16 protein-coding genes and 1 pseudogene are annotated in these 19,164 nt (G+C 69.5%); 2 read left to right on the forward strand and 15 right to left on the reverse strand.

What is annotated here, in order from left to right:
* Positions 1–21: 21 nt before the first annotated feature.
* Positions 22–829 (forward strand): annotated as a pseudogene (locus ACL02T_RS15855) (transposase family protein); the annotation flags it as partial.
* A gap of 589 nt (positions 830–1,418) precedes the next feature.
* Here the strand turns inward: ACL02T_RS15855 and ACL02T_RS15860 are convergent.
* From ACL02T_RS15860 to ACL02T_RS15905, 10 genes are all read right to left on the reverse strand, one after another.
* Positions 1,419–2,453 carry an IS110 family RNA-guided transposase gene (locus ACL02T_RS15860; protein WP_412831479.1) on the reverse strand — a complete coding sequence of 345 codons (1,035 nt, stop codon included), beginning with the start codon at positions 2,451–2,453 and terminating at the stop codon, positions 1,419–1,421.
* A 99-nt stretch (positions 2,454–2,552) separates the two neighbouring features.
* The gene (locus ACL02T_RS15865; protein ID WP_412831480.1) at positions 2,553–3,737 is read right to left on the reverse strand and encodes an LLM class flavin-dependent oxidoreductase; all 1,185 of its coding nucleotides are present in this window, start codon (positions 3,735–3,737) and stop codon (positions 2,553–2,555) included.
* A 309-nt stretch (positions 3,738–4,046) separates the two neighbouring features.
* Complete coding sequence (locus ACL02T_RS15870; RefSeq protein ID WP_412831481.1) at positions 4,047–5,174, reverse strand: helix-turn-helix domain-containing protein; 1,128 nt, start codon at positions 5,172–5,174, stop codon at positions 4,047–4,049.
* Positions 5,168–5,692, reverse strand: coding sequence for a hypothetical protein (locus ACL02T_RS15875; protein ID WP_412831482.1), 525 nt, complete (start codon positions 5,690–5,692; stop codon positions 5,168–5,170). Before ACL02T_RS15875 ends, ACL02T_RS15870 begins: the two co-directional genes overlap by 7 nt.
* A 2-nt stretch (positions 5,693–5,694) precedes the next feature.
* Entirely contained in the window at positions 5,695–6,471 is a 777-nt protein-coding gene (locus ACL02T_RS15880; protein WP_412831483.1) for an enoyl-CoA hydratase/isomerase family protein, read from the reverse strand.
* Positions 6,472–6,620: 149 nt separating this feature from the next.
* Positions 6,621–7,781: a CaiB/BaiF CoA transferase family protein gene (locus ACL02T_RS15885; protein WP_412831484.1), complete on the reverse strand. Its 1,161-nt coding sequence runs from the start codon at positions 7,779–7,781 to the stop codon at positions 6,621–6,623.
* A gap of 11 nt (positions 7,782–7,792) precedes the next feature.
* On the reverse strand, positions 7,793–8,893 hold the full coding sequence (locus tag ACL02T_RS15890; RefSeq protein WP_412831485.1) for a CoA transferase: 1,101 nt from the start codon (positions 8,891–8,893) through the stop codon (positions 7,793–7,795).
* An 11-nt stretch (positions 8,894–8,904) separates the two neighbouring features.
* Entirely contained in the window at positions 8,905–9,069 is a 165-nt protein-coding gene (locus ACL02T_RS15895) for a hypothetical protein (RefSeq protein ID WP_412831486.1), read from the reverse strand.
* Positions 9,070–9,196: 127 nt separating this feature from the next.
* A complete protein-coding gene (locus ACL02T_RS15900) occupies positions 9,197–9,808 on the reverse strand; it encodes a GntR family transcriptional regulator (protein ID WP_412831487.1) in 612 nt (203 codons plus the stop codon).
* Positions 9,809–9,926: 118 nt separating this feature from the next.
* On the reverse strand, positions 9,927–11,735 hold the full coding sequence (locus tag ACL02T_RS15905; protein ID WP_412831488.1) for an acyclic terpene utilization AtuA family protein: 1,809 nt from the start codon (positions 11,733–11,735) through the stop codon (positions 9,927–9,929).
* Positions 11,736–11,850: 115 nt separating this feature from the next.
* On the opposite strand from ACL02T_RS15905, the gene ACL02T_RS15910 reads away from it, so the two are divergent.
* Entirely contained in the window at positions 11,851–12,972 is a 1,122-nt protein-coding gene (locus ACL02T_RS15910; protein ID WP_412831489.1) for an NDMA-dependent alcohol dehydrogenase, read from the forward strand.
* Positions 12,973–13,013: 41 nt separating this feature from the next.
* On the opposite strand, the gene ACL02T_RS15915 is transcribed toward ACL02T_RS15910, so the two are convergent.
* The 5 genes from ACL02T_RS15915 to ACL02T_RS15935 form a co-directional block, all read right to left on the reverse strand.
* Positions 13,014–13,310 carry an enoyl-CoA hydratase/isomerase family protein gene (locus ACL02T_RS15915; RefSeq protein ID WP_412831524.1) on the reverse strand — a complete coding sequence of 99 codons (297 nt, stop codon included), beginning with the start codon at positions 13,308–13,310 and terminating at the stop codon, positions 13,014–13,016.
* A 370-nt stretch (positions 13,311–13,680) separates the two neighbouring features.
* A complete protein-coding gene (locus tag ACL02T_RS15920; RefSeq protein ID WP_412831490.1) occupies positions 13,681–15,123 on the reverse strand; it encodes an NAD-dependent succinate-semialdehyde dehydrogenase in 1,443 nt (480 codons plus the stop codon).
* 626 nt (positions 15,124–15,749) lie between these two features.
* Positions 15,750–16,856 carry an NADPH:quinone oxidoreductase family protein gene (locus tag ACL02T_RS15925; RefSeq protein ID WP_412831491.1) on the reverse strand — a complete coding sequence of 369 codons (1,107 nt, stop codon included), beginning with the start codon at positions 16,854–16,856 and terminating at the stop codon, positions 15,750–15,752.
* A gap of 162 nt (positions 16,857–17,018) precedes the next feature.
* Positions 17,019–17,810 (reverse strand): enoyl-CoA hydratase/isomerase family protein, encoded by a 792-nt coding sequence (locus ACL02T_RS15930; RefSeq protein WP_412831492.1) that lies wholly within the window; start codon positions 17,808–17,810, stop codon positions 17,019–17,021.
* A 29-nt stretch (positions 17,811–17,839) separates the two neighbouring features.
* The gene (locus ACL02T_RS15935) at positions 17,840–19,075 is read right to left on the reverse strand and encodes an acetyl-CoA hydrolase/transferase family protein (protein WP_412831493.1); all 1,236 of its coding nucleotides are present in this window, start codon (positions 19,073–19,075) and stop codon (positions 17,840–17,842) included.
* Between the last annotated feature and the right edge of the window lie 89 nt (positions 19,076–19,164).

Genomic DNA, 19,164 nt, shown 5'->3' on the forward strand with positions numbered 1-19,164 from the left:
TCGGGGGCCGGCTCGTCGGGGGTCTGCGGCTCGGTACGGGTGTGGCTCGAGCGGCTCGGCACCGGCCGCAAGACCGCCGATGACGGCACCGCAGCCCCCAGCCCGCTCGCACCCCGCCCGCCGCGTCAGGCCCGCGCCGGCGGTGGGTCCAAGGTCGGCGAGCTGGTCGGCGGGTCGGAGACGCCCGAGCAGGCCTGGCCCCTGGAGGTCGAGAACGCCGCGCTGCGCCCGGAGCGCGCCAAGCTCGTCACCGAGCGGGAGATCGTGCGCCAGGTGGCCACGTATCTCACCGGGAGACGCAATGGTGAGCCGCTTCGGAGTTCGCCGCCGACCCCACCGGCACCTCCGCCCATTCCGGGTGGAGCGCGAAGCGGCTGTGCGCGCTGCTCGAGGTGCAGCATTCCTCGTTTCACGCCTGGCGTGCCGCCGCTCCGGCCCGGGCCGCACGCGCAGCAGCCGACGCGGCATTCGCCGAGCGGATCCGCGCAGTGCACGCCGAGAACACCACCTGCGGGCGGGCGAGGATCGCCGCCGAGCCGGGCGACGGCGCCCCGCCCGAGCAGCAGGTCAACCACGAGCGTTCGGCCGGGTCATGCGCGAGCACGGCATCTGTGGCTACCGCAGGCACCGCCGCGTGCGCACCGCCATGCCCGCCCGGCCAACCGTCGTGCCCGACCTGCTCGGGCGCGAGCTCACCGCGCACGCGCGCAACCGGGTCTACGTCGGCGACATCACCTACCTGCCCCTCGCCGACGGGAAAACCCGTTATCTGGCCACGGTGATCGACTGCTACTCGAGGCGCCTGGCCGGCCGGGCGATCGCCGACCATGCGCACCGAACGCCTGTCCTTTCCGGACACCGACAACCGGGCGGTGATCAGCTCAGCCAGCCCGTAGCGGGCCGCCAACCCCAGCACCGGAACCAGTCCGGCGCACGACACGACCCCCACTTCAGGCGCCACGAGTCATCCCTGAAGGGGCGGGGCCGGTCAACCCCCGTGTCTTGGTGTCGTCGATCTTCTTCTGTGTCTCGCCGAGTGTTGTGGGCGCGACGGCCTGGCGGCGGGGTCAAGGAGCGCCCGTGAGGGCGCCCGCGTAGCGGCCGCAGGTCCTTGAGGCCGTCGCCGGGGCGGCGCATGCTGTTCAGCTGGCGAGATCGCGCAAGGTGTCGGTGGCTCCTGCCCATCGAGGCGGGGGTGTGTGTGCTGCGCCGAAGCCGTGGTCCCGGCTTTGATGTGGACGAGCCCCAAAGGGGTCGTCGGTCATCCCTTCGCCGCGCCGGCTAGTCAACGCCGGGCGCCATGGTGCGCTGCGACAAGACAGGGTGGTGGGCGAGATCAATCAGACGGGACGATCACGCCGAGCCGGCTCGGGGATCATGACTCGTACGATCCGCGCCCACCCCGTTGTCGGGCCTGCTCACGCCGCACCGGCGGCGGGGTGCAGGCAGCGGATGTGGTGATCACGGAGCCCGTAGAACACCAGCGTGACCAGGTCCCGGGCGGCGGCGACGACCCCGATGTTGCGGCCCCGCCGGTCGGCGACCCGATCCCGGCGTTGCCCGAGGCAGGTGTGTGCCGGCACGCGTTGCACGGCCTCGACCGCGGCCCACCGCACCAGCCGGGAGCCCTGCTTGGTGATCCGACCCCGGCGCACGGTGGTGTCGGACTCCCGGTGGGTCGGGGTGAGCCCGGCCCACGAGGTCAACTGCTGGGGTCGGTGGAAGCGGCTGATGTCGCCGATCTCGGCGACGAACACCGCGGCCAGGACCGGCCCGACCCCGGGGATGGCCTGGATGGCCAGGTAGCCGGGGTCGGTGCGTAACCGGCCGGCGACCAGGCGGGCGTAGGTGTCGATCTCGAAGTCCAGCGCGGTGATCAACCGCAGCAGCGAGTCCACCCGCGCTCTCGACCCGACCGCCAGCGCGGTGGCGGCGAGGAGCTTGTGCCCGCCGGGGCTGAACAGATCACTCATCGGCACCGCCACCCCGGCGCCGGCCAGCACGGCGTGGACCTGGCACTTCAGGTTCGACCGGATCCCGACCAGCTTCGCCCGCTGCCGCACCCACCCACACAGTTCCCGCGCCGCGGGCGGGGCGATCCACGCCTCCGACAACCGCCCCATCCGCAGCAGGTCGGCCAGATCCGCGGCGTCGCGCTGATCGTTCTTCACCCGCCGAAGGGAGAACATCTTCACCCCCAGCGGGTGCGCCAGATGCACAGTCGCGCCCAGCTCGGCGAGGGTGTCCGCGGCCCAGTACCAACCGTAGGTGGCCTCCAGCACCACCTCCGGGTCCTCCCCGGCGCGGGCCATGACCTGCGCCAGGTACTCCGGGTCGTTGGAGATCCGCACCGTCTCCAGATGCTCCCCGGACTCGGTCATCCGCACCAGCACCGACCGGCGCCGGTGCCGATCCATCCCGACGATCTGCCGTCCCTCGTATGCTTCGCTCACCGGGGCCTCCCCACATCGTTGGCGTGAAGCGAAGCACCTCGAGCATGAGCCGAGGGCCACGAGGAGCGGGAGGCCCCGCCCCTTCATCACATCAGGACGTCAGGCGTTCTGCTTCGTCTCGGCGGTGTACTTGTCGGTGGCGGCCTGGATGGCGGCGCCGTTCTTTGCGTCGAGCTCGCCGTGCCGGCTGCGCGCCCACTTCTCGGCAGCGAGGAGGCGCCGCTGGGAGGGCTGGAATGCGGGAATGACGTAGCGGGCGAAGAGTTCGTAGTGACGCTGCGTGGCTTCCCAGTTCGCCCAGTCGTGCTGCATGAACATGTAGCAGCCGAAACCACCGTCGGACTGGTCCATCAGGCGCTGGATCTGCGCGATCGCCATCTCCGGGGTGCCGATCACGCCGAGGCCGGTCTCATTGATCCAGGCGACCCGCTCCTCGAAGGTCTCACCCTCCGCCCGAAAGGTGGGCAGGGCGAGAGTCTTCTGGGTGTAGTCACAGAAGGTGTCGAAGCCGTACCGGACGTCCTCGATGGCCTGTTCTTGGGTCTCGGCAATGTGCATCGGGCCGACGAGTCGCCACTTCGAGCGATCCGTCGGCTTGCCGGCCTTTGCCGCCTCGGCCTCGAGCACCTTCCAGTGATGACCAAGCATGTCGAAGCCCTCGCGGGTGGTTGCGCCGAGGGACAACATCGACAAGCCGTGCTTGCCCGCCAGCACCGGGCCGGCCGGGGAGATCGTCGCGGCGACAGCGATGTCGAACACCGGGTCCGAGTACGGTGCCAGTTGGGTCGCAGCCTCGACCAGGTTGTAGCGGTCGGTCTTGCGGGTGACCCGCTCCACGCCGTGAAGCAGCTGCAGGACCACCTCGAGGTCCTCGGCGAGTGCGGGACGCAGGTCCTTCGGCTCCAGCCCGATCATGGCCGAGTCGGTCGGCAGCGAGCCCGGGCCGACACCGAGCATCAGGCGACCCCGGAGCAGGTGGTCAACCAGGATCGCGCGGTCGGCGACCCAGAGAGGGTTGTGATAGGGCAGTGAGACGACGCCGGTGCCGAGCTTGATGTGCTTCGTCACCGCTCCGACGTGGGCGATGAACGTGAGCGGGTCCCCGATGATCTCCGTACCGGCACTGTGGTGCTCGCCGATCCACGCCTCGTCGTAGCCGAGGCGATCCATCAGCTGGATCGTCTCGATGTTGCGTTGAAACGAGCTCGTCGGGTTCTGCGTGGCGGGTGAATTAAACGGCGGCATGAAGATGCCGAACCGAAGCTTGTTCACGGGATTCGCCATGGCGTCCTCCTTGACAGTGAGGGAATCGATCTTCGTCTTCTCGCGTTGTAGCGCGCTGAGACCGAGTATGGGATCGGAAGCAGTCTCATGACCTGTTCAAGTCTTGAACAGATGCCGCGATCCGGTGTCGACCTGTCCAGAAGATGAACGGTCCGGGGTCAGCGCTGGCGCCGACACTTCTATTGGGTGCAGCAACGACGCGAGCACGTCGGAGGGGAGTCAGCATCGACATCTGCGGCGATGTCTCGACTGTGGCCTTGAGCAGTCGGCGAGTCGGACCGAGGAGCGTCGCGCAACAGCCTGGGCTCGTCAGGCGAAGGGAGCCGCACCGGGCAGGCCGATGCGGTAGCGGCGCAGCTTCTGGTAGAGCGTCGCGCGCGAGATCCCGAGCCGTGCCGCGACGGCTGACTTGTTGCCTCCGCACTCACCCAGGACCCCGGCGATGACCTCGGCCTCGGCCGCCTCGAGCGGGCTCAGGCCCGGGACGTCGCTCCTCGACGGCGCCGGGGTCTGGGCATCAGGGTGCAGTGTCAGGAGAACCCCGGCTACCTCGCCGAGAGGGTGGGCACGACCGCGTAAACCGGACTTCAGCACGAGGTCGGTGCCGGGGTCGGCTGCCCGGGCCAGTTCCCACACGGCGCGGTGGTCCAGTCCCCAGGCTCCGGCGACGTCGTCGGCGATCATCATGCGTTCGCTGACGACGAGAACCGGTGCGGTGCTCCGCCGCTGGCCGAGGACGAACGCGTCGAGCATGGCTCGCTCGTGGGCGGTCGCCGACTCCGTCAGCCTGCTTGCCACCCCGTCGGCGAGCGAACTGGTCATCGCCCGGAGGAAATGGTTCGCGTCCGGAACGAAGCACGTGACGTTCACGGCGCCCATCACGCGCCGGGTGATCGGGTGCGTCACAGGTGCGGCGACGCACGCCCAGCCGTGGAAGGCTTCGACATAGTGGTCCGCACCGACCACCTCGGCCAGCGTCCGACACTCCAGCGCAGTACCGATGCCGTTCGTCCCGACGCGTTCCTCGCCGAACGACGCGCCCTCCTGCATCCGCGCCTCGTCGAGTGCCTGTCCGATCGAGCGCTCTGACACCCACCGCCACAGCACGTTCCCCCGCGGGTCCGCCAGCGCGAGGCACGCAGGTCCCCCGGTCAACAGGTCCGCTGCCCGGAGCAGGACGGGCGAGGCCAGCCGGACGAAGTCCGAGTCGGTATCGACGTCGACGACGGGTACCTCGATACTCGCGGGATCGACGCCGCTCCAGCGGGACCGTCGCCACGACGTGAGCACCTGCTCGGAGACGCCGGTGGGATCGGCCCCCGCCTGGAAGGCCTCCCAGGCGCTACGCCCTCTAATCGGGCTCACCTCCTGCCCGCTCTTCAGTGAGTGGTCGGGTGGAGGGTACGGCGTGCCGCGAAAGCGCGGACTGTTCAACATCTGTACACCGGTTCAGCACCTGCGGAAAGTCGCGGTAGCCTCGGTGCGCGCCTCTCCCCACATACCGTCCACGCCCGCATCGCGATCAACGGGCCGCCTTGCCGCCGTGGTGCGGTGTCGAGCGTCCAGGTACTGCCGGTCTCGGTCCGGTGGGTGAAGACCGGGGCGCGCTTGCGGGCGTGCTGTAGCAGCCGCTCGTTGAACCCGTCTGCTTTCACCGCCCGGAGGATCTCCCCTGCGCCGGCTGAGCCGGCTCGCTTCTCGTCGGCGTGATCCGAACGAAGCGCCACCTGAGACCAGGCGACCGCGCGGAACGGGTTTCCGGAGCACGAATCCCTTCGTAGAGTTCGCGGACCACCAGGAACATCGCCACGGAGGTAGGGATGTCGGCGATCGTCCACCCCCTCGGCCGGGGTGTCGCGGGCCCAGCCGTGGTGGTCCAGCGGGGCCGGGATCGCGCGCAGCGCCGCGGACTCGGCGGCGAGGTCGTCGGCCAGGGCGGCCATCGAGACGGGCATGCCTACCTCCCCTTCCACACCGGCGTCCGCTTGTCGCGGAACGCGGCGGGCCCCTCCTGGGCGTCCTCCGACCGGTAGACCGGCGCCCAGATCTCCTCCGCCCGGTCGTAGGCCTCCGCCCGGGTGCACTCCGCGGAGAGGTACGCCGTACGCTTCGCCGCCCGCACGGACAGCGGCGCGTTGGCCGCGATCCGCCGGGCGAGCTCCTGGGTGCGCGCCCGCAACTCTGCTCCCGACACGACCTGGTTGACCAGGCCGATCTCGCGGGCCCGGGCGGCGTCGAGCGGGTCGCCGGTCAGCAGGATCTCCAGCGCGATCCGCGGCGGGACCAGCCAGGACAGCGGCGCGGCCCAGGGCGAGCCGCGCCCCACCTTGACCTCGGTGACGGCGAACCGCGCGTGCTCGGCGGCCACGACCAGGTCGCACTGCTGGGCCAGCAGGAACCCGCCGGCGTAGGCCACCCCGTTGACCGCGGCGATCGTCGGCTTGGGGACCTCGATGTTGCGCCCGAACTGCGGCAGGAAGTCCGGCAGCGGGATCTCGAGGGAGGTCTCCGCCATCTCCTTGAGGTCGCCGCCGGCGCAGAAGGCCTTGTCGCCGGCACTGGTCAGCACCAACACCGCCGCGGTGTCGTCGGCGACGAACCGGCGCGTGCCCGCCCACAGCCCGTCGCGGACGTCCTTGCTCAGCGCGTTACGCGCCTCGGGCCGGTCGATGGTCGGCCAGGCGATCCCGTCGACGACCTCGTAGCTCACCACGTCGGTCAGGGTCTCGGTCACGGGAACATCCTCCGCGGCTCGGGCCGGTTCAGCTTGCCTCGAGGTGCCAGTACCCCGGCGTGCCGGCGTGGCCCTGCACATCGGCGATCCCCCGGCCGATGCCCTTCGGGCCGACGTGACCAGGATGGTCATGGGGCAGGCCTCCTTCGCTAGTCGATGACGCGGTCCGCGCGCAGCGCGGCGGCCGCGTCCGGTCCGATGTCCAGCAGCTCACCGAGCACGAGCCCGGTGTCGGCGCCCAACGTCGGTGCGGGACCCGGGGCCCGGAACGAGTGGCCGTCGACCTTCCACGGCACGGTCACGAGCATCTGCTCGCCGAGCCAGCGGTGTTCGGTCACGGTGCCGACCTCGCGTGCCGACGCACGCGGGCCGAGCAACGCTGTCTCGTACCCGACGACCGCGCCGGCAGGGACGCCGGCGGCCGTCAGCTCCGCGGCGGCCTCGGCGTCCGATCGGGCGGCCGCCCAGGCCGCCAGCGCGTCGGAGAGGTCCGCGGGCGCCCCGACGAGGTCCGCCGTCACGAGCTCACCGAGCACCGCCCGCTCTCGCTCGGTGCGCACCGCCACCGACACCCAGGTGTCCGGCTCTCGGCAGGCGAAGGTGCCGTACGGGTCGAAGACCTGGTGGGTGTTCGCCGGAACGGGCGCGACGCCGTCGGTCTCCCACTGCAGCACCGGCCCGGGTAGCACGCTCAGCAGGGCCTCGACCTGGGAGAGGTCCACGTAGCAGCCGCGACCGGTGCGTTGCCGGCGCACCAGCGCCGCGAACAGGGCCGCCAGCGCGTGCCCGGCGCCGATGGGGTCGCCGAGCGCGGGGTTGAAGGTGCCGATCAGATCGTCGGCGGCGTAGCCGACCAGGGAGTCGAGCCCGGCGAGCCCGGACATCACGGGCGCGTAGCCGCGGATGCCGCTCAGCGGCCCGGTCTGCCCCAGCATCGACATGGAGACCATCACCAGGCCCGGGTTGGCCGCGGACAGCGCCGCGTAGTCCAAGCCCTTGCGGCCCAGTGCTCCCGGTCGCATGTTCTCGACCACGACGTCCGCCTCGGCGGCGAGCCGGCCGATCAGCGTGGCGCCCTCGGGCTTGGTCAGGTCGATCGCGATGCTGCGCTTGCCCCGGTTCACCTGGTTGAAGTAGGGGGTGACCTCGAGCTCTGGGCCCTCGACGGGCTTTCCCCGGCGCAGGGCGCGCCCGCGCAGGCGGGCCGGGTCCGCCCGGTCCCGGTGCTCGACCTTGATCACCTCTGCGCCGAGGTCGCGCAGGGCGGCGGTGACCATGGGGCCCGACCACACCCAGGACAGGTCGAGCACCCGGAGCCCGGTCAGGGGCTGCTTGGAGTCGCCCCCCCAGCGGGCCAGTTCGAAGTCCTGGGGGGCGCGTCCGACGACGGCCCGTACAACTGGAAGGGACTGCCCGCCCGCCGTCGACCACGGCCGTCGCGGGCGAAGAAGTCGCGATGGGCGAACTGCTCCTCGCCCAGCGCCTCCCCCAACGACGACACAGGCGCGACGGGGAAGCCGTGCTCGCGTCCCGCGGAGAAGACCTCCGCCCGGGTGTGTGCGCCGGTCCAGGCCATGACGTGCCGGTCGGCCTCGTCGGCGTGCAGCCGTGCGACGACCCGGGAGTCGTCGAAGCCGGGTCGGGTGCTCCACTGCGGGTGGCCGAGGGCGGACAGCAGCCCCCGGTACTCACGCTGGGTCCGGCACATGATCGACACCCAGCCGTCGCGACAGGGGAACATGGCGGCGGGGTAGGAGCCACCCGACATCGTCGCCCGCGCCCCGTCACGGCGCCAGGGCCGCTCGTAGGGCAGGACGTCCGCGGAGCAGACATCCCAGCGCCGGCCGGGGTCGGCGATGCCACGGCGGAGCAGGACCGCCAGGGCGGCGACGGCGGCGGCCTCGGTGCCGGTCAGGTACTCCGGCAGGTCGTAGGGCAGGGTGAGCGGAGGTTCGCCCGGATGCCCCAAGCCCCACGACATGCCAGACGCGGCGGTGGCGACGATCGAGGCGCACGGCTCGTCTGTCCCCTCCTCCAGCCCGTCGCGCAGGCCCGCCACATCCACGAGCGGCGTGTCGGGCGGGCAGGCGGCGAGCAGGTCGGTGGTCAGCGCGGCGACCGCGCCGTCCGCGGCGTCGTCCCCACTGGAGTCGGCGACGACCACGTCGCAGCGCATGAGCACCTTGCGAACGGACACGGGGCCATCGGCAGCCAACGCGCGTTTGCCCTCGTGCAGGACCTCCCCCAGGTCGGGCCGCAGGTGGGCGGGGACGTCCGCGACCAGCGGCAGATCCACCCGGACGACGGAGGCGCCGAGCAGGCGCAGGACACGGCCGCAGTATGCCCCGGAGGGCCCGCCGGAGACCTCGAGCACCTCGACACCGGCGAGGGGCTGGTCGTCGGCTGCGAGTCGACTAGGCATGTCGGATCCGCTCAGTAGCTGCGCGGCAGCCCGAGGCTGCGCTCCGCGATGTGGTTCAGGACCGTCTGGTTGTTCACCAGCGCGATGCGCTGCACTGAACGCGATGGTCGTGGCCATGCGACGACGGCCGTGAGAAGGTCGTCGGGCGGTACCGATCTGGTGGTTTCCGTGGTCATTCCTATCCTTCATTGGAGAGGAGGGCATCGACGTCGACGGCCCGCACACTGCAGACCCGGTACCGGCGGCAGCATCGTCTCCACGAGGAGGCACGAAGGGGCGGGCGGCAGGAACCGGTGGTGCTGGTCAGCGGAGGATCGGCAGCAGCCAGTTGAGTGAGACCTGGCGGTGTTCCCGCCAGAGCTCTGCAAGCCGTGCGCCGTCACCGGCACGTAGTGCGTCGATCATGGGGTCATGGTGCTCGGCCAGCGCGGCGCCGTCGGCGAGGACGCTGAGCGACAACGCGCGGTAGGCCGCGGACATCCGCCAGATCCTGAGGATCTCGGCCACCAGGAGCCGCTGCGGCGACAGATCGAGCACACCGAGGTGAAACAGCTCGTTGCACCGGACCATGACATCGAGGTCGGAACCCGCATGACGGACCCCCTCGTTCATCTCCACGAGGTACGCGAGCTCCTCGTCGGTCGGCGTCGAGAGCTTGGTGAGGACGGCCGTCTCCAACAGGTCGCGGGCGAGGTAGAGCTGAGTCATCTCGTCCGCACCGATCTGCGTGACGAAGTAACCGCGGTTGCGCTCGTACTCGACAACCCCCTCCACCTTCAGGACCTGTAGCGCCTCCCGGATCGGCCCCCGACTGACACCGATCTGCTGAGCGAGGTCCTCCTGGCGCAACTGCTGTCCGGGGACGAGTCGACGAGTCATGATCATATCGCGGATGGCCGCGGCGGCGCGCTGCACGGCACCGTCGCCCGGCGGCCGCTCCGCGCCGCCACCCCGAGCGACTCCGCTCACGAGGGCGATCGTAGAGGCCAGGCTCGTCCGCCGAGGCGCCGTTCCCCGTGTCGACACCCCGCGCTCACCTCCCGCCGGTCCTGCTGAGCAGCGCGGACGGAACGTCGACCAACCGGGAGGCGAGGTACTCCCCCAGCCCCTTGGCCTGCGCGTCGATCCGCGTGCAGGACGACACGCCCAGCTCGAGAAACCCGTAGAGCAAGAAATTCAGGGCGTTGAGGTTCGGGAACTCGTGGCGCTCGACCCGCAGTCCGGCGGCCTCCGGGACCAGCTCCACGAACCGCTCGACACTCAGGGTGTCCCGCAGCCAGGCGAACGCCTCCGGACTGCGCGTCCATGCGCACACGTTCGCCGTGCCGCCCTTGTCGCCCGACCGAGTGCCGACGAGCTCGCCGAGCGGGACGCGCCGGGTGGGCCCCTCCGGCACCGCGCGCAGGGCCTCTGCCGCGGAGCCGGCCGCTCGCCGCGCGGGCGCGGCGGGGTCCCAGGTTCCCCACGCCACCTCGACCGGCTCGGAGCCGTCCACCCTGACCTGCGTGTCCACGTGCTTCTTCTCGACCAGGCACGGCCACTGCACACCGAACAGGCGCTCCCTCTGCGGCGGCCCGGTGAGGTAGAAGCCAGGCACGTGATTGGTCCCGAGCTGGACGATGCGGTCTGCGAATCGTGAACGGCCGACCTTGGACCGGTCGCTGTCCCGCGCCGTGATGACCACCCACGTCGATTCCTGCGCCTGGTCGCCGTCGACCTCCGTGACGGGTCCGATCACGGTCCACCGGAAGGCGTCGAACTCCTCGGGGGCGCCCACCACCCGCTCCACGGAGCTCCGCAGCCAGGCCAGCTTCTCGGCCACATGCCGCCCCGTCAGGCCCACGGTCACGGTGTTGCGGTAGCCGCCCTCGAAGGTCAACGACATCTTGGTCAACTCGTTCGGTGCCCGCCCGCGGACACCGGACACTCGCACCAGATCCGTGCCCGCGTCGGCCAGCCGCACCGACGTGAGGTCGACCGTCACGTCCGGGTTGAGGTACTCGGGCCCGCCCACCTCGTACAGCAGCTGCGCGGTCACGGTGTCCCGGGTGACGAGACCGCCGGTGTCTGCGGCCTTGCCGATCACACACGAGCCGTCCGCCTCGATGGTCGCGATCGGCATCCCGGGCAGCCCGAGATCGCCGCGGTCTCCGTGCTCGTGGAAGAAGGCGAAGTTGCCGCCGGTGACCTGCCCGCCGCACTCGATGAGGTGACCCGCGACGACGGCGCCGGCCAGCTCGTCCCAGTCGTCCCTGCGCCAGCCGTGGTGCCACGCCGCCGGTCCGACGACGAGCGAGGCGTCGGTCATCCGGGGACAGATCACGATGTCCGCACCCGCCTCCAGAGCCGCGACGATCGGCCACGCCCCCAAGTAAGCGTTCGCGGTGAGGATCTCGTGGTCGGCGAGGACCAGGTCCTCGCCCGTGTCGAGGTTGCGCAACCGCGCTTCCGGCCCGAGCAGCGAGGTGAGGTCCTCGCGCAGGTCGTCCCCGGTCACTGTGGCGATCCGTAGCTCGACACCGGCCCGTGCACAGGCGGCGCGCACCGCCTCGGCGCAGCCCTCCGGGTCCAGGCCGCCCGCATTGGTCACGACCTTCACCTCGTCCGCGGCGATCTGCGGGAGCTGGGATTCGAGCTGCTCGACGAAGGCGGCGGCGTAGCCTGGGCCGCCGCGGAGCTGGTTCTTCCGCAGTACGAGCATCGTCAGCTCGGCCAGGTAGTCGCCGGTGAGGACGTCGACACCGGTGGCCAGCAGCTCCGCCATCGCATCCGGCCGGTCGCCGAAGTACGCAGAGAACTGCCCGACCCGCACCGAGCGATTGGCTGCGATATTGGTACCCATTTGGCGAATGGTGACATCCGAAGCTCGGGAGGAGGACTGGCAGAACCGAGAGTCCTGCGCGACCGCCCCGGCCATGACGATGGAGGGGAACGACAGAGGTGTCGAAAGGAGCGCGATGAGGACGCAGGGCGCGGTCATCACCAAGGCCCCGGGCGAGTACGAGGTCGTCGACCTGGAACTCGAGGACCCCCGGCCCGACGAGCTCCAGGTCCAGCTCGTCGCAGCAGGCCTCTGCCACTCCGACGACCACTACGCCACCGGTGACCTCCACCTCGGGACCTACCCGACCGCCGGCGGCCACGAGGGCGCGGGCATCGTGACGAAGGTCGGCCCCAATGCCAAGGGGATCAAGGAAGGCGACCACGTCGTCTTCTCGTTCATCCCGGCCTGCGGCCACTGCCGCTGGTGCACGCGGGGCATGCAGAACCTCTGCGACCACGGCGCGTCGATCATGGCCGGTCCCCGCTGGACGGACGGATCCTATCGACTGCACCTGCCCGACGGGACGAACGTCGGCCAGGTCAGCGGTATCTCCACCTTCGTGCGGCACACCACGGCCTCGCTGGAGTCCGCCGTCAAGATCGACGACGACATCCCGCTCGACCTCGCCTGCCTCACCGGTTGCGGCGTCGGAACGGGGTGGGGGTCCGCGGTGAACTCGGCCGAGGTCCGCCCCGGCCAGACCGTCGTGGTCATGGGCATCGGCGGGATCGGCATCAACGCAGTGCAGGGCGCCCGGCACGCCGGCGCGTCGAACATCATTGCCGTCGACCCGGTGGCGTTCAAGCGGGAGAAGGCCGAACAGCTGGGGGCGACCCGCACCTGCTCGAGCATCGATGAGGCCGGCGAGCTCGCCCGTCAGCTCACCAACGGGCAGGGTGCGGACGCCGCGATCGTGACGATCGGCGTGCTGACCGGCGAGGCCATCGCCCAGGCGTTCGCGACGGTGCGGAAGGCCGGGATCACCGTCGTCACGGCCGTGGGGAACCACGAAGCGATCGGCATCCCGTTGCCGCTCAACGAGCTGACGCTCTACCAGAAGCGCCTTCAGGGGGCGCTGTACGGCGGCTGCGGACCGAACTGGGACATCAAGGCTCAGCTGCAGCTCTACCGCGAGGGCGTGCTGAAGCTCGACGAGCTGCTGACGAACCGCTACAAGCTCGAGGACATCACGAAGGGCTACGACGACCTGCGGGACGGCAAGAACATCCGCGGGATCATCGACTACACACTCTGAACGCGACGGGGGCGTGGCCGCCGGCCACGCCCCCGTCCTCGTCAGCGCATCGACCACACGGGGTCGCGCTTCTCCCGGAAGGCCGCGACGCCCTCCTTGATGTCCTGGGTGCTGAAGGCCAGGGCGAGCCGGGAGCGCAGCGAGTCGAGCGCCTCCGGCAGGGCGAGGTCCCGGGTCGCGGCGATCGCGTCCTTGCCCAGTCGCATGAGCAGCGGCGACTTCGCGGCGACCTTGCGGGCCCACTCCTGGACCGTGTCCGCGAAATGCTCCGGCTCGGCGACGGCGTTGACGAAGCCGAGACGCAGCGCCTCGTCCGCGTCGACCAGCCGTGGGATCACCAAGACCGGTAACAGCCAAGCCCGCCGGCTGTTGGGCGTGCAAGTGGGGCAGCACGTCGTCTCCATGCCAGGACTCGCCAAGCTGTCGCTGATCGCGGCTGGTGTTGCTGGTGCGCGTGTCGGCGAGATCGAGGCGGCCTGGCAGTGTTCTCGCCGCCGTTGCGGCCCGGGGATCCGGGCCGAGCTTGGACGGGCCACCACCTGGGCCTGCCTGGATGCCCGCATCAAGCGTTCCAGCCCTGCCGCTGGGTTCGGGCATTCCGGGTTCGGGCTGGCCGTGAGGATCGCGATGTACGACGCGCTGGCCTGTGGCTCGTGTTCGTTCTTTCGGTGCACGCCTGGACGGCCGGTCGAAAGTGGCGCGAATTTTTCAGGCGATGTGATTGACGTATTTGTGGTGGAGATAACTGTCGAGGCCCTCCGAGCCGCCCTCATACCCGTGGCCGCTGTCTTTGAGGCCGCCGAAGGGGGCTTCGATGCTGGACACGGAGAAGGAGTTGACTCCGATGCCCCCGGCCCGCAGCTCTTCGCTCATCACCTGTGCGTTTGCAGCGGACCGGGTGAATACGTAGGCCGCGAGCCCGACGTCGAGCCGGTGGCTTTGCTCAAGAGCGTCGTCGATTTCGCCAAATCGGTTGACCATAGCGATCGGCCCGAAGGGCTCTTCGTTCATTGCGCGGGCCGAGGTGGGTGTGTCGGCGAGCACGGTGGGTTGAAAGAAGTTTCCGGTTTCGCCGATACGATGACCCCCGGTAACCAGTTTCGCTCCTTGCGACACGGCATCGTCGACGAGCTCTCCGATAGCTTGCAGGCGGCGGCGGTTGGCCAGCGGACCCATCTGTACGTTGGCGGCGAGACCATCAGCGACCGTGATGCCACTCAACGCGAGGGCGAATCGTGACACGAACTCGTCGAAGATCGACTCGTGAACAATGAAGCGGGTCGGTGAGGTGCATACCTGGCCGGCATTGCGTGTCTTTCCGGCCACACAGGCGGCGACGGTTTTGTCGATGTCGACGTCGGAGAAGATCACCACCGGTGCGTGTCCGCCGAGCTCCATGGTGCTGGGTTTGGCGTTTTCCGCGGCGAGCTTGGACAGTTCCCTTCCGACCGCAGTCGATCCTGTGAAGCTGACTTTGCGGACCGTTCTCGATGCAATGAGGTGCTCGGAGATTTCTGCGGGAACGCCTGTGACGATGTTGAGTGCACCGGCAGGAAGTCCTGCGTCGTGCAGTGTCTGTGCGACTGCAGCGGTGGCGCTCGGTGTCTCTTCTGCCGGCTTCGCAATGACGGTGCATCCTGCAGCCAGCGCAGCTGCAATCTTGCGCACCGGCAGAAGCATGGGGAAGTTCCATGGTGCGAGTGCGAGGACGGGGCCCAGTGGCTGGTTGATGACAATCTGCCGTTGGCCGGGTAGCCGAGCAGGCAAGGTGCGGCCGTGTGATCGAATAGCTTCACCTGCGAACCACTCGAAGGTCTCCGCGCTGAGCGCGACCTCGAGTGCCGCCTCCGACAGCGGTTTGCCTTGCTCAATGGTCATTGCGCGCGCAATTGCGTCCGACCGCTCGCGAAGCATGGCTGCGGCCTTTGTCAGCACGGCGGCACGCGCGACAGCCGGCGTGCGACGCCATCCGGTAAATGCGTCCTCTGCTGCAGTCAGAGCGTCGTCGAGATCGCTGGCGCTCGCTCGTGCGACTGGTCCGAGGGAATCTTCAGTGGCGGGATTGACTAGATCGCCAACCGTGCCAGCCCCACCCTCGCGCCATTCCCCGCCGATGAAAAGTCGCGAGGCGGGGTGGTCGTTCGCGCTCATGTGAAAACCTCTCTGATTGATTGTCACTGACAGAGTCGAGTCCCACGATATGTGGGGCCACGATGATGTCGAGCCGACCAAGCTTCGCCTCGGCGACCTCGCCTCGACGACTCGTCCGAGGGGCTCGGCCCCGACAACATTCGAAGGCGATGACGTCGGCGCCTTCCTCGGCGAGGCGCTGAGAACGCGGACGAGCCGCGGCCTCCGTGAGACCGTGAACTGCCTCGACAGATAGCCATGCAGGCCCGTGCGAATTGATCGATAGGCGGCTGTCCGTCCTCGTTGATCGCATACCCCTGTGGCGACTCCGCACCTACCGCCATGGATTCGAGCGATCGAAGTGCCTTCGGCACCCGGAGGATCCGGGAGCGGCACCTGCCCAGTCGCCTCCCGTGCGTGTCAGCGTGATCTTCCGGAGTCCAGAGACTGCGGCGCCGACGGAAACACGGGGTCATGTGTTCTCGAACTTCTCGACGTCGGAATCCCTTGGCGCGGAATCGGCCACAGCTACGTCGGGCAGTTTGGCACATGATCATCCTGTCGGGAAAGCGTGATTGCCGCGCCCCGGAGCTGCAGCCGATCGTGGTCGCGGCCAGATGGGGTCACGGCGTGCTCCCGCTGTGCGTTCAGGGCTCGACCACACAGCCGCCGGTCACATGGCCGGCCAGTCGAGCTAGACCAGCGTCCCGAATTCCGGAGAGGGGGTAGCGATGGGACACGAAGGGTGTTATTAGGCCCTGTTCGACCCAGTCCAAGATGGCGGCGATGCGTGGGGGGCGGATCGAAGGGTCGCGGAAGGTATGGATCACCATCGGCGACCCCATGACATACAGACCTTTCATCTGGATGATGTTCGTCGGAAGCAGATTGGCTCCGTCCGAGCCCCCGCGGCCGCCTCCCTGAGCGACAGTCGTGTTGGCAGCCCAACCTACGATGACCAGCCGTCCGCCGTAGGAGAGCGACCGCATGCCCTCGAGTCCGACGGGTCCGCCCACGGTGTCGATGACGACGTCTGCGCCATTCCCGCCAGTGAACTCCTTGACCTGGTCGCGGAAGCGGCCCGGGGTTGATCCGGTCGTGTGGATGGTCGCGTCGGCACCCCAGTCGCGCAGCGTTCGGAGCTTCTCCTCGGAACGGCCGGTCACGATGACCTTCGCGCCGAGAATCTTCGCTGTCTGGACCGTTGCCATGCCGGCGGCACCGGACGCTCCGGTGATGAGGACGACCTCGCCCGCTTGAAGTCGGGCTCGGTTGACCAGTGCATAATAGGCGGTTTCGTAGTTGACGAACAGGTTCGCACCCTGCTCGTAGGAGAACGTGTCGGGGATCTTGTGGAGTGCGCTGGCAGGAGCGACCGCATAGGTCGCCCAGCCGCCGTGGGCCTGGTAAGCGCCGGTACTTCGAGGGCCGGCATGTGTGAAGTCGTTGACCACGCGATCACCGATGTCGAACTCCGCCGCGGCGACACCACCCACAGCGACGACGTCGCCGCTGTACTCCATTCCGGGGGTGAAGGGCGTACGGGGCTTGTGCTGGTATTGGCCGCTGAGCATCAGCAGATCTGCGAATGCGACGCTGCTGGCTTGGACACGGACGAGAACCTCATCAGATCGGATCTTGTACTCACCAGGGTCATTCACGACCTTGAGGACGTTCTCCAGCGCGTCGCGCTGAGACTCCGCAAACTGAGGCAGGGTGACCCGGAGTCCAGGAGGGACGGTTACATCTGTCACGCGTGTTCCTTTCAGCGTGTGCCAAGTGAAATCAGAGATCGATCGCCCGGACTACGGTGCAGATGATCTCTCGGGGATGTCGATCGCACCGGTGAGCAGGAGCTGCTCGATGGCGTCGGAGTCGAGGCCGAGCCGGCTGCTGCGGCCACGCCCCGGTCCTCGTCAGCGCATCGACCACACGGGGTCGCGCTTCTCCCGGAAGGCCGCGACGCCCTCCTTGATGTCCTGGGTGCTGAAGGCCAGGGCGAGCCGGGAGCGCAGCGAGTCGAGCGCCTCCGGCAGGGCGAGGTCCCGGGTCGCGGCGATCGCGTCCTTGCCCAGTCGCATGAGCAGCGGCGACTTCGCGGCGACCTTGCGGGCCCACTCCTGGACCGTGTCCGCGAAATGCTCCGGCTCGGCGACGGCGTTGACGAAACCGAGACGCAGCGCCTCGTCCGCGTCGACCGGCTCGCCGAGCATCATGAGCTCGTTGGCCTTCATCCGGTCGATGGAGCGGTAGATCAGAGCCGAGATCATGAACGGGAAGACCCCGACGTTGATCTCCGGGCAGCCGAAGCGCACACCGCGCCGGGCGATGACGAGGTCGCAGGCGAGGGCGAGGCCGAAGGCGCCGGCGAGGACGTCCCCGTTCGCCGCGCAGACGACCGGCTTCCCCAGCCCGCCGATTGCGGTGTAGAGCCGAGGGAAGCGGTCGAGGCCCGCGTACTTCTCGATCAGTGGCACGTCGGAGGCGAACGCCTTCAGGTCGCCACCAGCGGAGAAGACCTGATCGTGTGAGGACGTCAGCACCACTACCCGAACCCGGTCGTCGTTCCGGGCGTCGTTCAGCCGCGCGAGCAAGGCGTCCAGCAGGGCATCGCCTAACGCGTTACGGCTGGCGGGCCGGTCGAGGGTCAGGGTCGCGACGCCGTGGTCGTCGAGCAGGTAGCGGACGGCATCGGGTTGGTCGGGCATAGTCACCTCTCGTCGGGGCCGAGCGCGTCTCAGGCGGTCGCGTCGTGCAGGCCGCGGAGCAGCTCGTCCCGGTGCTCGGGCGCGGCGACCGCCGCTATCCGTTGCCCGCGCTGGGCCAGTGGGCAGCCACGCAGCATCGCGACACCGTGCTCCGTGACGATCGCGTCGACATCGGCGCGGGTCGTCGTGACGACCGCCTCCGGAAGTGCGGGCACGACGGTGGACCTGCCGCCCGCCGTGGACCTCAGGGCGATCATCGAGAGCGCCCCGGTTCGCGCAGCAGCCCCCGAGAAGTCCACCTGACCCCCGACGCCACCGAGGTAGCGTCCGCCCGAGACCTCCGCACCGACCTGCCCGGTCAGGTCGACGGCCAGCGCCGAGTTGATGGCCACGAGCCTGCCGAGCCGGCCCAACACCCGTGGGTTGTGTGTGTAGCTGGCAGGCCTGAAGTCGACGGGGAGCTCGGTGAGCGCGTCGTAGAGCCCGGGAGTCCCGACGGCCGAGCCCGTGACGATCCGGCCGGCGTCGATCTCCTTGCGGTGACCGGTCAGGACGCCGCGGCGAACGAGGCGGACGACGGCGTCGGTGATCATCCCGCCGTGGAAGCCCAGGTCCGCGTGGTCCGTGAGGCCGTCGAGGATGGCCGTGGGCAGCGAACCCACGCCGATCTGGACGGTGTCGCCGTTCTCGACCAGCCCGGCGACGTGCGCGGCGATGGCCTGGTCGACCTCGTCGGGAGCGCGCTCCGGCAGGCCCGGTAGCGCCCGGTCCGTCTCGACGTACGCCGTCAGGTCCTCGAGCGCGATACCCGGGGTGCCGACCGTGCGCGGCATGCGGGCGTTGATCTCTCCAATGAGGACGCTGGTGTGCCGGACCGCATCGCCGGCGTAGTCGGGCCCGAAGCCGAACGAGCACAGGCCGTCGGGGCCGGGCGGGGAGAGCTGCACGAGACCGACGTCGGTGGGGAGCGTGCGTTCGGCGAACAGTCGCGGGAGCACGGAGTAGTGCGTCGGCACGATGTCCAGACGCCCCTGGGCCGCGACCGACCGCAACTCCCCCATCGCTCCGTAGGAGACGAGATGGACCTCGGGAGGGAGCTCACGCAGACGCCGGTTCAGACTCAGTCCTGTGAAGGCCCACATCGGCCCGATGTCACCGGCCTGGTCGATCAGCGCGTCGACGAGTGGGGTGGCCTCCGCTCCGGCCTGGCCCCACCAGACGCCGTCACCCTCGCGGACGTGGCGGCGCAGGTCGAGTGAGGTCATCGGGGTCGTCCTTCGTCTGCGTGGTGCCGGGTGGCCGTGGCTGGCGACTCTTCAGCAGGGAGGCCACCCGCCAGATCGTCCGGGTGGGG

It is taken from the genome of Pseudonocardia oceanicola (genome assembly GCF_047200735.1).
GTDB lineage: Bacteria > Actinomycetota > Actinomycetes > Mycobacteriales > Pseudonocardiaceae > Pseudonocardia.

Coding starts and splice junctions, on each gene's coding strand:
- ACL02T_RS15870 (WP_412831481.1), bottom strand. CDS start 5,174: ATGTTGAACAGTCCGCGCTTTCGCGGCACGCCGTACCCTCCACCCGAC.
- ACL02T_RS15875 (WP_412831482.1), bottom strand. CDS start 5,692: ATGCCCGTCTCGATGGCCGCCCTGGCCGACGACCTCGCCGCCGAGTCC.
- ACL02T_RS15905 (WP_412831488.1), bottom strand. CDS start 11,735: ATGGGTACCAATATCGCAGCCAATCGCTCGGTGCGGGTCGGGCAGTTC.
- ACL02T_RS15930 (WP_412831492.1), bottom strand. CDS start 17,810: ATGCCCGACCAACCCGATGCCGTCCGCTACCTGCTCGACGACCACGGC.
- ACL02T_RS15890 (WP_412831485.1), bottom strand. CDS start 8,893: ATGCCTAGTCGACTCGCAGCCGACGACCAGCCCCTCGCCGGTGTCGAG.
- ACL02T_RS15895 (WP_412831486.1), bottom strand. CDS start 9,069: ATGACCACGGAAACCACCAGATCGGTACCGCCCGACGACCTTCTCACG.
- ACL02T_RS15935 (WP_412831493.1), bottom strand. CDS start 19,075: ATGACCTCACTCGACCTGCGCCGCCACGTCCGCGAGGGTGACGGCGTC.
- ACL02T_RS15910 (WP_412831489.1), top strand. CDS start 11,851: ATGAGGACGCAGGGCGCGGTCATCACCAAGGCCCCGGGCGAGTACGAG.
- ACL02T_RS15920 (WP_412831490.1), bottom strand. CDS start 15,123: ATGAGCGCGAACGACCACCCCGCCTCGCGACTTTTCATCGGCGGGGAA.
- ACL02T_RS15865 (WP_412831480.1), bottom strand. CDS start 3,737: ATGGCGAATCCCGTGAACAAGCTTCGGTTCGGCATCTTCATGCCGCCG.